14 protein-coding genes and 1 pseudogene are annotated in these 13,807 nt (G+C 47.0%); 13 read left to right on the top strand and 2 right to left on the bottom strand.

Translation table 11 applies throughout. From position 1 onward, the window contains the following. Positions 1 to 235 precede the first annotated feature (235 nt). The 5 genes from J0895_RS23550 (at position 236) to J0895_RS23570 (ending at position 5,185) form a co-directional block, all read left to right on the top strand. The gene (locus tag J0895_RS23550; RefSeq protein ID WP_207090424.1) at positions 236 to 433 is read left to right on the top strand and encodes a hypothetical protein; all 198 of its coding nucleotides are present in this window, start codon (positions 236 to 238) and stop codon (positions 431 to 433) included. A gap of 487 nt (positions 434 to 920) precedes the next feature. Further along, the gene (locus J0895_RS23555) at positions 921 to 1,550 is read left to right on the top strand and encodes an SH3 domain-containing protein (protein ID WP_207090425.1); all 630 of its coding nucleotides are present in this window, start codon (positions 921 to 923) and stop codon (positions 1,548 to 1,550) included. A gap of 462 nt (positions 1,551 to 2,012) precedes the next feature. Beyond that, positions 2,013 to 2,939 (top strand): thylakoid membrane protein ThyD, encoded by a 927-nt coding sequence (gene thyD, locus J0895_RS23560; RefSeq protein WP_207090426.1) that lies wholly within the window; start codon positions 2,013 to 2,015, stop codon positions 2,937 to 2,939. A 467-nt stretch (positions 2,940 to 3,406) separates the two neighbouring features. Further along, positions 3,407 to 4,354: a glycosyltransferase family A protein gene (locus J0895_RS23565; RefSeq protein ID WP_207090427.1), complete on the top strand. Its 948-nt coding sequence runs from the start codon at positions 3,407 to 3,409 to the stop codon at positions 4,352 to 4,354. Positions 4,355 to 4,573: 219 nt separating this feature from the next. Then, on the top strand, positions 4,574 to 5,185 hold the full coding sequence (locus tag J0895_RS23570; protein ID WP_207090428.1) for an acyltransferase: 612 nt from the start codon (positions 4,574 to 4,576) through the stop codon (positions 5,183 to 5,185). Positions 5,186 to 5,397: 212 nt separating this feature from the next. Here the strand turns inward: J0895_RS23570 and J0895_RS23575 are convergent, their stop codons facing one another. Next, the gene (locus J0895_RS23575) at positions 5,398 to 5,601 is read right to left on the bottom strand and encodes a hypothetical protein (protein ID WP_207090436.1); all 204 of its coding nucleotides are present in this window, start codon (positions 5,599 to 5,601) and stop codon (positions 5,398 to 5,400) included. A gap of 20 nt (positions 5,602 to 5,621) precedes the next feature. Here J0895_RS23575 and J0895_RS23580 point away from each other — a divergent pair. Beyond that, positions 5,622 to 5,838, top strand: a pseudogene (locus J0895_RS23580) (DUF433 domain-containing protein). 43 nt (positions 5,839 to 5,881) lie between these two features. Next, entirely contained in the window at positions 5,882 to 6,823 is a 942-nt protein-coding gene (locus J0895_RS23585; protein ID WP_207090429.1) for a Fic family protein, read from the top strand. 645 nt (positions 6,824 to 7,468) lie between these two features. Here J0895_RS23585 and J0895_RS23590 read toward each other — a convergent pair. After that, positions 7,469 to 7,660, bottom strand: a complete 192-nt coding sequence (locus J0895_RS23590; RefSeq protein WP_015147765.1) for a hypothetical protein — start codon at positions 7,658 to 7,660, stop codon at positions 7,469 to 7,471. A gap of 542 nt (positions 7,661 to 8,202) precedes the next feature. On the opposite strand from J0895_RS23590, the gene J0895_RS23595 reads away from it, so the two are divergent. The 6 genes from J0895_RS23595 to J0895_RS23620 all read left to right on the top strand — a co-directional run bounded on the left by J0895_RS23595 (position 8,203) and on the right by J0895_RS23620 (position 13,425). After that, positions 8,203 to 8,784: a COP23 domain-containing protein gene (locus tag J0895_RS23595; protein WP_207090430.1), complete on the top strand. Its 582-nt coding sequence runs from the start codon at positions 8,203 to 8,205 to the stop codon at positions 8,782 to 8,784. Positions 8,785 to 8,802: 18 nt separating this feature from the next. Further along, complete coding sequence (locus tag J0895_RS23600; RefSeq protein WP_207090431.1) at positions 8,803 to 10,464, top strand: WD40 domain-containing protein; 1,662 nt, start codon at positions 8,803 to 8,805, stop codon at positions 10,462 to 10,464. Positions 10,465 to 10,490: 26 nt separating this feature from the next. Continuing rightward, the gene (locus tag J0895_RS23605) at positions 10,491 to 10,754 is read left to right on the top strand and encodes a hypothetical protein (RefSeq protein WP_207090432.1); all 264 of its coding nucleotides are present in this window, start codon (positions 10,491 to 10,493) and stop codon (positions 10,752 to 10,754) included. Positions 10,755 to 10,784: 30 nt separating this feature from the next. Further along, positions 10,785 to 12,284, top strand: coding sequence for a S1 family peptidase (locus J0895_RS23610; protein WP_207090433.1), 1,500 nt, complete (start codon positions 10,785 to 10,787; stop codon positions 12,282 to 12,284). Between the two features lie 78 nt (positions 12,285 to 12,362). Then, complete coding sequence (locus J0895_RS23615; protein WP_207090434.1) at positions 12,363 to 12,608, top strand: hypothetical protein; 246 nt, start codon at positions 12,363 to 12,365, stop codon at positions 12,606 to 12,608. 34 nt (positions 12,609 to 12,642) lie between these two features. Beyond that, positions 12,643 to 13,425: a pentapeptide repeat-containing protein gene (locus J0895_RS23620; protein ID WP_207090435.1), complete on the top strand. Its 783-nt coding sequence runs from the start codon at positions 12,643 to 12,645 to the stop codon at positions 13,423 to 13,425. Positions 13,426 to 13,807 lie beyond the last annotated feature (382 nt).

Below are 13,807 nucleotides of genomic sequence, written 5' to 3' on the forward strand. Positions count from 1 at the left end.
AGATTAAAAAAGGTAGCCGTAAGCCTCATGGCGAGAGTCAGTGAGCGTGAATAGGTAGGGGCGCATTGACTACGCCCTTAAGGTCTAAATTCTGGACTCTTAAAGAATCCCATGCTCTTTAGACGTGGGAGTGTCAAAAATTACTTCCACAGAAAGGTCCCCGTTGATTTAAACCTTCTAGGAAGGGAAATCACCCCTCAGATAAAAACCGTAAAATATAAATCATAAAAAGATAATGGCTTTAGCATTACAAAACCGGGCAATTGGTGTACTTGAAGATAGCCCAACCACAGAAACTGCCTTTAATTCCCTCGGTTCGCTCGGGTTTTCAATGGACAATATCTTAGTCGCCACACCAGATAATATCCCCGATGAAATGGAGAGTCCCGATCGTGAATTTTTGGATAATCGCACCGTTGAAGGCTTAGGATAGGGACTCATGAGCCGAATCCATTTTGATGGAACAGGGCATTAATGATTTATGCCCTCTCCCCCAACATAAGGCGGCCCAAAGGGGGAGAGGGGAGCTATAGCGATCCTAAATGATTTGTAACAAAACTAGCGAGCAAGATGCTCGCACTACAAGCCTTTCTGGTTTGGATCCATGACACAACTGATCAAGGAGCTGCTTTATCAGTTGTGTCATGCCCTCACCCCTTTCTCGTCGGCGGCCCAAAGGGGGAGAGGGGAGCGGATTATGTCATAAATCATTTAGGATTGCTATATATATATGTCATAAATCATTTAGTCCAAGCTCTAGCCAACTCAAAACTTATTTTGAACTCATCCGAAGCCTAACGTTCCTGTCAAAAGGAAGAGAGATAATTTCTACAATCTACCTCACATGATAGAGGCAAAATGTCAACAAAATATCTTAGGATAGAACTAATTAGAAGATAGCTCAAGAGAGAGGATATCCAATGAGCGGAATGATAAATAAATTAAAAAAACTTTTGGGAGTAAGCGCCGCATTATCCTTGGGCGCAACAACAATGATTCCCGCCACTTCTATTGCCACCCCAAAAGATGCATCTTTTGAGACGGTACAAGCCCAAATTGCACAAGCGCCGACCTGCCGCGAAGTGGAGGCAGAACCGGGTTTAAACATTCGCACCCAGCCCTGGGGAGAGGTGATCGGAAGTGTGGGAACTAACGAATATGTCTATCTGAAAAACCCTTCCCCTCAAGGTCAGGATTGGGTACAAATTCAATCCCCAATGAGTGGCTATGTGGCGGCTAGCTATCTTAGCTACTGTACAGGAGCAGCTTCTCAGCAGCAACCTGTGGCTAGGTATGACCAGCCCCTAATGACGACGGAACCCGGACAGATGGAGCAACCGATCGCCCAATCTGCAAGCTGTCGGGAAGTCAGTTCCCCTACAGGGTTGAGTGTGCGATCGCAACCTCAGACGGATAGTGAGATCATGGTAGTCCTGCCAGACAATACCCAGGTCGAGATTGAAAGCCTCGGGGAGGATGGATGGGTATCCATTTCCGAACCCGTTCAGGGCTATGTTGATGCAGAAGAACTGGCGATGTGCGGTCAATAGATAACGATTGGCGATCGCAGGTTTTAAGAACTACTCAATGAAGTGAAAGGATGGCTTTAAAGCAGAAATGATATTTAGTCCTTTCGCCGCCATTTGTTAAAGGCACGGCACCCCGTGCCTTTACTATTAATCCATCCATCAGAATAAAACTTTGGCCTCATTTCAAAATGCCCTCCTTTTTAAAGGGAACTCCAAAAAATAAAATCCCCAAAACCCACACCCGTTAACGGTGGGGCACTCGCGGAGCTCGCCAGCCTACGCCGCGTCAGAGTCAGGTTTTTCACCGCAGAACTTGGATAATTTATTTTTTTGGACTCCCAAATAAAACTGGGGTGCTCTCCCTGAATTGGAAGGGGCTTTTTTTTTGACCAGTCAACCCCGACAATGTTGCGCCTCTAGTCCCAATTCCGGAAACGGCCTACTATAGTGAAGAACCCTTAAGCAAATCTAAACCTAAACCTTATGAAAATTGCGATCGCGGGTGCAACCGGATTCGTCGGCAGTCGATTAGTTGAGAGACTGCAACAAGCGGGTGATCAAGTCTTGATATTAACCCGCAATCCGGCCAAAGCCAAGCGCGTCTTTCCTGATGCTGCCGAACCCAATTTAGAAATCGTTGCCTATACCCCCACCGAATCTGGTCCCTGGCAACAAGCACTTAGCGGGTGTGATGGGGTGGTGAATCTCGCCGGTGCGCCCATCGCAGACGAACGCTGGACCCCGGAACGCAAACAGGAGATTCTCAACAGTCGCAAACTCGGAACCCGCAAAATTGTCGAGGCGATCGCCACTGCCAATCCTAAACCCTCGGTCCTCGTCAATTCTTCCGCCATTGGATACTACGGCAGCAGCGAAACCGCCACTTTTGACGAAACCAGCGCCTCGGGTAACGATTTTCTCGCCCAAGTCTGTCAGGAGTGGGAAAGCGAGGCACAGCAAGTCACACAATCCGGGACGCGCTTGGCGATTATTCGCACTGGCATCGTCGTCGGCAATGGAGGGGCGATCGCCAAAATGCTCACTCCCTTTCGACTCCTCGCCGGAGGTCCTCTAGGAAGCGGCCATCAATGGTTTTCCTGGATTCATCGCGAAGACCTCGTGAACCTGATTATCTTAGCCTTACAACGGTCCGATATCCAAGGCATCCTCAACGCAACCGCCCCCAACCCCGTCCGCATGAACGAATTATGTCAAATTCTCGGACAGGTCCTCCATCGTCCCTCCTGGTTACCCGTCCCCGATTTTGCCCTCCACCTTATCCTAGGTGAAGCCGCACAAGTCGTCCTAGAAGGACAGCAAGTGTTACCCAAACGCCCCCAAGAATACGGCTTCGAGTACCGCTATCCCACAGTCAAACCCGCCCTAGAAGAAGTTGTATCTCACAGTTAATCCCGGCGATCCGGGGTGGGGCGATTGCTCGTGAAGTGGCGATCGCCGACCCAGTTGCGAGTCCCCCTTTCCGGGGTTGTTTCACCCTCAATTTTCCCTCCCAGGGCTGACGCATCTTCTCCAAGCCCACCCTAAATGTAGGGGCCTTCAAGCAAACCGACCCTACAGATATATAGCAATCCTAAATGATTTATGACATCTGTCTTCTCCCCTCTCCCCATTTGGGAGAGGGGTTGGGGGTGAGGGCATTCCACAACTGATAAAGGCGCTGCTATAGAGGTAATGCGTAAGTCCTGTTTATTTGCGGAATCGATCTGATTTAATGGGTTAATCCTCTGGGATTTAAGAACGCTGGACCCCTCAACTTGCGCCTCCGAGTTCCAGGATAACCGTCAGGTTCGGATAGCATTCGGTCCCGTTGAGTCTATTTCTCAGTTGTCGCGTATTCAATGAGGGTTAATGCAATCATGTGTAAAGAAAAACCGATTCTCTCCATTGTTACCCCGACCCGGGGCAATTTTTCCGACTACTGGTTAGAACAGTTACTCAACGTCAAAGGCGATCGCATTCAATTTATCCTGAGTTATTATCCAGGAGTTCCCATTCCTCCGATTGACGATCCCCGGGTGCAAACTATAGTCAGTCCCTATAAAGGTGAAATGATGCAACGCTTGGTCGGTTTATTGAACGCGACGGGAGAATACATTTTAGCCTTAGATGATGATGATTTTATCCATCCCGAGATTTTAAAACTTACGGTCCAATATTTTCAGAAATTTCCCGATAGCTGGGTGATGCGACCTTGTATTGTCAAAATTGATTACCAAAATCAAGCCGAACTCAGAAAAGCCTGGGGAGAACTTCCCGACATTGATGCACTCACATCACCACAAATCGACCCCTCGAAACCTCAAGATAAAGTTCTCAAAGAAGTCCCCATTATTCCCTTAAATATTTCCATTAACTGGGGCTCGATCATCTTCCCCTATTTATTCTCCCGAACCGATGATAAAGGCCCGCATATTGAAAATTTTAACAATAAAGTGTGGCAAAATAGTCGGGTGCAAGCCATCCTCCCCCAAATCGCCGAGTCCACCCAATTCGGCATTCTGACTTGGATTCCTAGGTCCGCCTTCGATCGCTTAGTGGGCGTTTTTTTACAAGCCTATTATTATCAACCGGATATCCAGATTGGACACCGCCTTCCTGAAGAGACTGAACAGATTCGCTTTGCGGATAAAGACCCCACCTTAAAACCGCCGCGTTTTCATGCCGCCTCGGATTTTTTATTGTTCAAAACCTTTCCCCAATACGGATATATCTGGAATTTGTTTTTTGCCAAACTGTATGGGGTTCCTAGGGCATTTGCAAAATTGGCCAAGAACAAGATAAAACGAAAAAAAATCCGGTATTGAGTCTGCACCCTCCTCCCCATTTAACCCCTAGTCAAACCCAGGGGTTGCAGAATGCGGCGGTAAGCTTGGTCCTTTCTCAACCTGTCGTAGAATCGGAAACCCATCTCTTGTCCTATTGATTGAAGAGGTTAACGATGCCCCCAGAGTGTCCATCCCATTTTCCAACATTTTGTCAAGAAACCCCGTTATCTTCCCTCTCTTGTAAAGATTTCCAAGAATATGCAACAAATCATTAAACAAACAATCTGGCAATGTATTTCTGCGGTCCAACGTCTTTTTTTAGGTTCCCTAGGCCAAAGCTCTAAGGTGAATATTCAGGCCACAATTCAGGGATTTACTCAGAATATTTATATAGGTAATTCGGTCAATATTGGTAAATATGCCCATATCTTTTGCGACCAAGAAAAACCCTCTATTCGCATCGGAAATGAGACCAATATTGGAATGTTTACTATTATTAAATGTTATGGCGGCAACATAGAAATAGGAGATTATTGTAGCATTAATCCTTTTTGTGTGATTTATGGACAAGGGGGATTAAAAATTGGAGATTATGTCCGGATTGCACCCCATGTTGTGATTGTTCCTTCTAACCATCGGTTTGAGGACCCAACTATTCCGATTGTGAAACAGGGATTAACGACAAAAGGGATTGTGATTGAAGATGATGTTTGGATTGGATCCGGTGCAACTATTTTAGATGGTTGTACTATTGGCCGGGGCTCGGTGATTGGTGCAGGCACCGTTTTGACAAAAAGTGTAGAACCCTATTCAATTATAGTCGGTGTACCCGGAAAAGTCATGGGCAAAAGGGGCGAAAAAACACCGTGAGTCCCATCGGCGAGGAGAAGGCTTTTCAATTCAATCATGGGGACTGAGACTGCCTAGACTCTGCACTGGGGAACAGTCTTGAGAACAGGGGTCAGCCTGATTGAGATGAGCACAGAGTTATTATCCCCAAAAAAATGTGGCTGTACCTGAATTCAGGACAGCCGCCCAAGCTTACTATTCTGTGTAGAATGTGAAGTTTTCTTAACTTCCAACTAATCTAGGGCGTCCCCTAATTCGGCGTCCGCTTCCAAATTATCCGGATCAACATAGTGACAGGAATTTTCGACGCAAATCAGCGCCCAGCCAGAATCTTCAATCCCCATCAGCTTATATATCCGATCCTTTATCAGTTGTGGAATGCCCTCACCCCCAACATAAGGCGGCCCAAAGGGGGAGAGGGGAGCTATATATGTCATAAATCATTTAGGATTGCTATATGCTAACTTTACTTGAAAGAATTACTATTAATCCGAATCAGTGCGGTGGTCGCTCCTGTATCCAAGGGATGAGAATCCGAGTGTCAGATGTGCTGGATTTGTTTGCAGCAGGTCGTAGTGCAGGAGAGATTTTAGAGGAGATGCCCGATCTTAAAGCAGATGAATCTAAGGGCATCGCTTTTATATGCCTCGCGGAAACTTAATCACTCAGTTTAGGAATAGAATAAAAGCATGACCCATTACCTATTACCTACTCCCGATGTTGGTATTTTTTTCTCAACTTTACGAGCAGTTTGTTCAACGACTAATCATTTTAAGTCAACAGGCAGAATTTTCATTAACCTCTTTGATTAATAATTATTTAAACGTGAATTATCAGCTTAACTTAGAGAAAATTGACAAGTTAAAAGTTTGGTTAGATGGCTTTAGACCGTTTGACCCAATGATGGTCACGGAACTTAAAAAGCTCTATGATGTCCGATTTACTTACAACTCGAATGCGATTGAAGGGAATACTTTAACTCAAAGTGAAACCGAATTGGTTTTAACGAAGGGCATCACGATTGGAGGCAAGACGCTTGATGAGCATTTAGAAGTGATTGGGCATCAGGATGCGATCGCCTATATTGAAACCTTAGCCCAAAAAGATACGGAAATTAATGAATGGGAAATTAGGAAAATTCACAATTTGATTCTCCGAAGGATCGCGCCTGATGAAGCGGGGAGTTATCGGACTCTGGATGTGATGGCGGCAGGAACGGATTATCGTTATCCTGCCCATTATTTACTGTCCCAATTGATGTATGATTTTGTCACTTGGCTGAATTCCGAAGCGGCCTTAAGACTGCATCCGGTAGAATATGCGACAATGGCGCATTATCGTTTTGTTTCGATCCATCCGTTTCGGGATGGCAATGGTCGGACGGCTCGATTACTCATGAATTTATTGTTAATTCGTGCGGGTTATCCCATTGTGGTGATTAACAACCAAGCTCGTAATGATTATATTAATGCGTTGGCTTATGCACAACAAAACCAAGATGATTTAAGTCGGCTTTTTGATTTGGTTTATGATGCTGCGATCGCGTCACTTGTGGAAATTTTAGGAATGTTGGTGACTGCAAAGAGTAGCCAGAGAAAAGGACAGGAGTTTTATCGGGAGATTACTGATTTTATTGATGAAGAAAATTTTAGGGAATAGGTAATGGGGCAGGAATTGAACAAAAATGTGTCTGTGTTGCGGTTTCCTGAGTTTGAGGGAAACTGAATTTTCGTAAAATTACATAGCATCGCCTTAATCCAAATAGGAGTGGCAAAAGGAGAGAATAGAGAATTCAAAAATACCGTCACCATGCCTTATTTTAGGGTTGCTCATGTCCACAAAGAATATTTAGATTTAAATATAGCATTCCTAAATGATTTATAACATCTGTCTTCTCCCCTCTCCCGTTCTGGGAGAGGCCTGTCCTGAGCCCTGAGCCCTGAGCCCTGAGCCCTGAGCGGGTCGAAGGGTCGAAGCCTGTCCTGAGCCCTGAGCCCTGAGCCAGTCGAAGGGTCGAAGCCTGTCCTGAGCCCTGAGCCAGTCGAAGGGGGTCGAAGGGGGTCGAAGGGGGTTGGGGGTGAGGGCATTCCACAACTGATTTAGGATTGCTATAGAGTTAAAAAACCACGATTGAAAAGGGGAAAATCGAAAGGTATTTCCCGATCGCCCTTACCCCAGGGCAAAAGTTCATATAACCCCCAGGTAACAGTTTTTATCCCCAAAAAAATGTGGCTGTACCTGAATTCAGGACAGCCGCCCAAGCTTACTATTCTGTGTAGAATGTGAAGTTTTCTTAACTTCCAACTAATCTAGGGCGTCCCCTAATTCGGGGTCCGCTTCCAAATTATCCGGATCAACATAGTGACAGGAATTTTCGACGCAAATCAGCGCCCAGCCAGAATCTTCAATCCCCATCAGCTTATAAGAGGCTTCTTGAACGAAAAATCCTTTATGATTACGGGTCTCGGGTTTGACAGTAACGTTATCCATAGTCATTTCTACTCAACTCCTTGTTTAAAATGCAGATTTGCGATTAACCTGTCTCTAAAGGTTTATCGCTAAGTTCATCAAATCTTATCATTAAAATAACCTTTTTTTTATTAAGTTTTTCAAAAAAATATGAACAAATATAAATACTCATCGGTTCTGGGGTTTAGATCACTTGAGGTCGTTTACCCAAACTTAGGGATATAGAACAAAAGTGCTCAATTGCCGTGACATTTCCGGTACAATCTGGGCCGATCGCCGGGAGTTCCCGAAAATCTTAAAACTTTGTTAAAACTTGAATTGGAATTTTCCAGGGGCTGGACCCACAAAGGGTTATCACCCTTTCTTGGGATCACCAGCTTCCCGGGAGTGGTCCTCAATTTGTCCTGAGAAAATCGCAGTGGGAATGAGTCGGAAGGCGGTGGAGTCGGGAACGATCTAGAGTGGGAACTATTGGAGTCACATCCGTGATCACGGACTTGAGTCACAAGACTATCATTTCATGTTAAACCTAAAATTAAGATCGTGCAGGAGAGGGGATCCCGTAACTGATGAAGAGGCCATTATTAACAACAGTAATCCGAGGGAGTCAAGTCGGGGCGATCGCCCTCTTGCAGACCCTGAGTGCGACCCTGACCCTCGCACAACCTCAACCCCCCGTAGAAACCACCCGATTTTTCTGTGGGACCGTTGAGGGAATTCCCGCAACAATGGCGGGTACCCCTAACGGGGAAATGCCGATGGTGATTTGGGATAGAAATGCCCTCAAAGACCCCAATACTAATCCTCAACAACAGTGTGAGGAAGTCTCCACGCGCTTTCAAACCTACTATGACAACGGGACTCTCAACTATATCACCAGTGGGGTGATGAACGGTCAACTGGTCGCCTGTGTTGCGCCAGGAGAAAATGAACCCTGTAGCGGGATGTTGTTTCCCCTCAGTGGCGGCAACAATCCCCGAGGAATGTTGCAACGGATGTTCCGAATTCGGGTGGCATCCGCAGGACCGATCGCCGAAACGACCGAACGCCTGTACATCAGCTTTGATAAGTATTTAAACGGGGAATATCCCCAACTCCGTGGATTGGGAAGTCGGACCCCGCCAGTTCCTCGTCGAGATGTTCCCCAATAAAAGTGAGACACAAACAGTATGAAATGGTCTACGGCGGGTCTATCAGCGGCGATTCTTGGGGTAGGGGCCGTGATTTTAGTGGCAAAGGCTCCCATTTGCCTCCCGCAAACCCAGGGAATCGAAGAACAGGCGATCGCCGCAATGGGTCGAGATGTGTCGGTGGTGATTAATGGTCAAAATCCTGGTTCAGGGGTGATTATTGCCCGCAATGGCAATACTTACACCGTTCTGACGGCCAAACACGCGATCGCCACTCCGGATGAATATGCCATTCTCACAACCGATGCTCAAACCCATCCAGTCGATTATCGCACGGTCAAAAAACTGCCCGGAGTGGATTTAGCAGTAGTGGAATTCACCAGTCCCAACCGTTACCGAGTCGCTCATTTCGGCAATTCTGATGACGCAATGGAAGGGGCGACGATTTATGTATCCGGTTGGCCCCATCCAGGACGAGTGATTACCGAACGGATTTATCAGGTGGCAAAAGGGACGATTTCCGGTCGTCCTCTCACAGCATTAGAGGATGGGTATGGGTTGATTTATACCAATATCACCCGTTCTGGGATGAGTGGCGGTCCCGTGTTTGACAATCAGGGCCGGTTAATTGGCATTCACGGACGTGCAGAAGGGGAACCGATTTATAATCCCGATACCGGAGATACGGTGGATGTCAAATCTGGGTTTAATGTGGGGATTCCAATTAATACTTTTGTGAGTATGGCGGGGGAAGCGGGGATAAATTTACCCCGCTTAGGGGATAATTTTGCTGCTGCGAGTCTGACACTCCCGGCACATTCGGCCTTGGTGTTGGCGGTGGCGGTGGCCCCGGACAATCAGGCGATCGCCAGTGGGAGTCGCGATGGCATTATCAAACTCTCCAATGGGAATACCGGCCAAGAAATCCGCACCCTCACCGGCAATACCGATGCAGTAAATGCCCTCACTTTTAGTCCCGATGGACAAACTTTAGTGAGTGGCAGTGAGGATGGGACGGTCAAAATTTGGAACCGGCAGTCAGGGGAACTGGTGAGAAGTATCAAGGGCGATCGCTCCTTTGTGAGGGCAGTGGCCTTTAGTCCCGATGGCACTCTCCTGGCGTCCGGCAGTGCCGAAGATATGAACATTAAACTCTGGAATCCCCAAACGGGAGACTTAATTCGCACCCTGACGGGACATCGGGACTATGTGAATGGATTGGCCTTTAGTCCCGATGGCAAAGTTCTGGTGAGTGGCAGTACGGATAAAACTATCAAACTCTGGAATCCCCAAACCGGAGAAACAATCCAGACCCTCACCGGGAATGCCAACCGGATTACATCCGTTGCCACTGCGCCTTATGGCAACCTTTTCGCTGCTGCCAGTGCAGAAGATGGACTGGTGAAAGTCTGGAATCTTCGTACTGGGGAATTGCTGCATACTTTAACGGGTCATAGGGGAACCGTTTATAGTATTGCTATTGACCCCTACGGCCATATTCTGGCGAGTGGTGGAATTGATGGGACAATCCAGATTTGGAACATCTATACGGGGAATCGGGTGCGAAATCTGGAGGTGAGAAATTCAGGGAGTGGCAATCAAAGTCCGGTGTTTTCCCTCGCCTTTTCTAGTGATGGTCAAACCCTGGTTAGTGGTGACGATAATGGCACAGTTCAATTGTGGCAAATTCCCCAACGTTAACGGTATTTTAGAGTGAATTAAATCCCATGTTTCGGAATTGGTATTCTGGCATTTACACAGTTTTATTAAGCACTACAAAGGTTTTAACCGCGAAGCACGTTCCGGCAACCGAGGATGCTTATCAAATTGTCACCCCCGAATGTACAAACCGGCAATCGACTGTTTTTCCTAGAGGGAAAACCGTAGCGGTATTCAGTCCGGATGGTCAAACTTTTGTGACAGGCCGTTACGACAAAAATAGTATGGGTGTCGGTGCAGAATTTATGACAATTTGGCGACCTGAACCTTAGAAACCTGAATCTTAGAAAAAGTGGTGAAATATGAGTCAAAATTTTGTTGATTTTAACCCAACGGTCGTGGCGATCGCCATTGCTGGGATAATGGGTGTTTCTATGCCAGTGGCGATCGCTCAACTGAACCAGCAGCAGGTCTCGGCAATGGCACAACAGGTAACCGTCCTGATTCAGGGACAAAATCCCGGGTCTGGGGTGATTATCGGCCAATCCGGGAATTCCTACTTTGTTCTCACGGCCAAGCACGTTATCGCCACGCCGGATGAATATTACATTGTGACCCCGGATCAACAAAAATACCCCCTCGACTATCAACGAATCGATAAGATGCCTGAAGCTGATTTAGCAGTGGTTCAATTTACCAGCGATCGCAGTTATGACATGGCAACAATGGGAAATTCGGATCAAGTCATCCAAGGGAATATCGTATATATTGCTGGATGGCCTCATCCTGGGTCAGCAATCACGGAACGGATTTTTCAATTCACAACAGGGACGGTTTCAGGGCGATCGCCGTCAGGAACTTCCGACGGGTATGAATTAGTTTATACGAATATTACCCGTTCGGGGATGAGTGGCGGTCCTCTATTTAACCAGGGAGGCGAATTAATTGGCATTCATGGACAATCGGAGGGACAAAATATTTATAATCCTGATACCGGGAATATGGTGTCTGTTAAGGCCGGATTTAATTTAGGAATTCCCTTAGCGACTTTTATGCAATTGAACGAACCGAACCCGTTGCCACCGAACCCCAGCTTTGCCAACCCCCTGACCTATGCGGCAGTACAGGCATTAGGAGAAAACCGTGTGACCGATGCAGTCAGTTTATACAAGCGGGCGACGGAGGTGAATCCGGAGTATTTAGAGGCGATATTTGGACTCGGACAGGCGTACTATGAATCCGGCGATCGCAACTTGGCGTTGAGTCAGTTTGAAAAGGCGGTAGAATTAACTCGGGCTGAAATGGAACGCCTACGAGTGCTGAGTACACTGGAAGTTGTAGCCTATAATAATCATGTGAATGTAGAATTGGCATTAGGGACCCTGTTGTTTACATCCGGCGATCGCCTTGAGGGATTAAATCTGCTCGTGGGTCTTTTGCAAAATAATAACAACATGGTGAGAGACAAACTCTTTCAACCGGATTTTGCCAGTAGTCGTCTGCGGAGTGATGCGGTCCCCCTGCAACAATATGCTGAAAAAATCCTATCTACCGAAGCGGGTAAATTACCTATACAATTCAATCAGGGACAGGTTCTCTACGAACTAGGACAAGTTCAGGCAGCGATTCCCTATTTTCAAATCATCCTGGATCAGTATAAAAATGACCCCCGAGTGATGTTAGCACTCGCGATCACATTACAGGAAATCGGCCAAAGCGATCGGGCGGATGTCTTACTCCAGGAGATCCGATCGGAAGAATCCCAGGACTCAGTGACGGGGGAATCTGGAGGATGGTTGGGCATTTTTTGGAGCGATCGCCTGATTGAAAAAGCCCGAGCCCTTATTCCTACTCAGCCCTAAAAACCCCTCGGTGCATCTACATTTTACCGCCCTTCTTATCGCCAAAACTCAGTCCACTCATCCCCTTTGATAACCCTGATGATTCAGCGCACTTTGAGCCTCTTTTCCCTTTGGACTGCCGCCATCCTCACTCTAGAATTAGCGGGGTTCACGGAATCGGCACATTTACAAACCCTCCCCCTGTCTTCCCTCTCTCTGGTTCAAGTGAGTCAGGCAAAAATTGTCACCCTCACTTTGCAAAATTCTCTCAAGCCGACTGGCCTTCTCTTATCGGGGGGAAAGGGGGATAAATCCGGTATAAAAGCAATCTGGTCTATTAAATAAAAATTTTAATCGACCCAAAGTATAATAAGTAGTCATGAAAAAAAAACTGAAACCAAAACTATTCGCTTTGACGGTTCTGTTCCTATCCCTGGGGTGGATGGAACTGACTCGCGCGGAAAATTCGACTCACCTCCAGCAATTGCGGCAAACGAATCAATGTCCGAATTGTGATTTGCGCGGGGTGAATTTGTCTCGGGCGCAACTTAGAGGGGTGAATCTCACGGGTAGCAATCTCACTGGGGCGGATTTCAGCTATGCTGACTTGGAAAATAGTGATTTGCGCGGGGCGAATCTCACCGGAGTTAATTTTAATGGGACTATTCTCTCCGGTGCTCGCCTAGATAGCACAACCCAAATCGATCGCAAATGGCGAATAGTCTTGGAAATCATCTCTCAAGGGGCGCGGGGACGGGATATTTCCGGGGCTGATTTATCTCATGCCTATCTCCAAAATGTCAATTTCAGTGGGGCAAATTTGGCGGGGTCTAACTTAACTCAGGCTGAATTAAATGGCTGTAACTTAAATAATGCAGATTTAAGCCGTGCGAATCTCACTAATACCAACTTAATCCGTGCGAATCTCACGAATGCCAACTTGAAAGGGGCAAATTTACGGAATGCCAATTTACAGGGGGCGGATCTAAGTGCGGCAGACTTAAGCGATGCGGACTTACGGGGGGCGGATTTAACTCGCGCTGACTTGCGAATGGATTCGGTTTGGGGATATACTCGTTTGCGCGGGGCCAATCTGGATGGGGTGAATATCTGTGATGCGGTGATGGATGATGGGCTAAAAGTTGAGTTAAATTGTCGGTAAGGTCATTGAGGGGCGATCGACGCTATAACAGAATAACAGAAATAAAATCCCCCAGTCCGGGGGTACAGGATTGGTTAGAAACTGGGTTGTTTTGACAAAATTTCTGCCAATCTCCATCCCAGCAAAGGGCCAAACACCTGGCTTTTTGTCCCCGGAATCTCATCCTATCCCAATGATCTAGTCCTGTTAACCCCAAGGTAGTCTCATGCATTTCCCGTTTAGTCGTCTCACCCTCATTCCGGCGATCGCCTTGTTGTCGATCCCTGCATCCGGATTCTCTGCGCCTCCCTTGGCACAAATCCCCCCGGGGAACACTTCTGGACCCTCTAGCGAACTCCTCAATGATACCCCTTCTGACCTCCTGGAACAGGGAATCGAGCAA

This window comes from Phormidium pseudopriestleyi FRX01 (assembly GCF_017313335.1).
GTDB lineage: Bacteria > Cyanobacteriota > Cyanobacteriia > Cyanobacteriales > Laspinemataceae > Laspinema > Laspinema pseudopriestleyi.

Bases quoted from the DNA above. Each gene is read 5' to 3' on its own strand.
- J0895_RS23565 (WP_207090427.1), top strand. From the start codon at position 3,407: ATGTGTAAAGAAAAACCGATTCTCTCCATTGTTACCCCGACCCGGGGC.
- J0895_RS23550 (WP_207090424.1), top strand. From the start codon at position 236: ATGGCTTTAGCATTACAAAACCGGGCAATTGGTGTACTTGAAGATAGC.
- J0895_RS23600 (WP_207090431.1), top strand. From the start codon at position 8,803: ATGAAATGGTCTACGGCGGGTCTATCAGCGGCGATTCTTGGGGTAGGG.
- J0895_RS23585 (WP_207090429.1), top strand. From the start codon at position 5,882: ATGTTGGTATTTTTTTCTCAACTTTACGAGCAGTTTGTTCAACGACTA.
- J0895_RS23595 (WP_207090430.1), top strand. From the start codon at position 8,203: ATGAAGAGGCCATTATTAACAACAGTAATCCGAGGGAGTCAAGTCGGG.
- J0895_RS23605 (WP_207090432.1), top strand. From the start codon at position 10,491: ATGTTTCGGAATTGGTATTCTGGCATTTACACAGTTTTATTAAGCACT.
- J0895_RS23555 (WP_207090425.1), top strand. From the start codon at position 921: ATGAGCGGAATGATAAATAAATTAAAAAAACTTTTGGGAGTAAGCGCC.
- J0895_RS23575 (WP_207090436.1), bottom strand. From the start codon at position 5,601: ATGACATATATAGCTCCCCTCTCCCCCTTTGGGCCGCCTTATGTTGGG.
- J0895_RS23610 (WP_207090433.1), top strand. From the start codon at position 10,785: ATGAGTCAAAATTTTGTTGATTTTAACCCAACGGTCGTGGCGATCGCC.
- J0895_RS23590 (WP_015147765.1), bottom strand. From the start codon at position 7,660: ATGACTATGGATAACGTTACTGTCAAACCCGAGACCCGTAATCATAAA.
- J0895_RS23615 (WP_207090434.1), top strand. From the start codon at position 12,363: ATGATTCAGCGCACTTTGAGCCTCTTTTCCCTTTGGACTGCCGCCATC.
- thyD (WP_207090426.1), top strand. From the start codon at position 2,013: ATGAAAATTGCGATCGCGGGTGCAACCGGATTCGTCGGCAGTCGATTA.
- J0895_RS23570 (WP_207090428.1), top strand. From the start codon at position 4,574: ATGCAACAAATCATTAAACAAACAATCTGGCAATGTATTTCTGCGGTC.
- J0895_RS23620 (WP_207090435.1), top strand. From the start codon at position 12,643: ATGAAAAAAAAACTGAAACCAAAACTATTCGCTTTGACGGTTCTGTTC.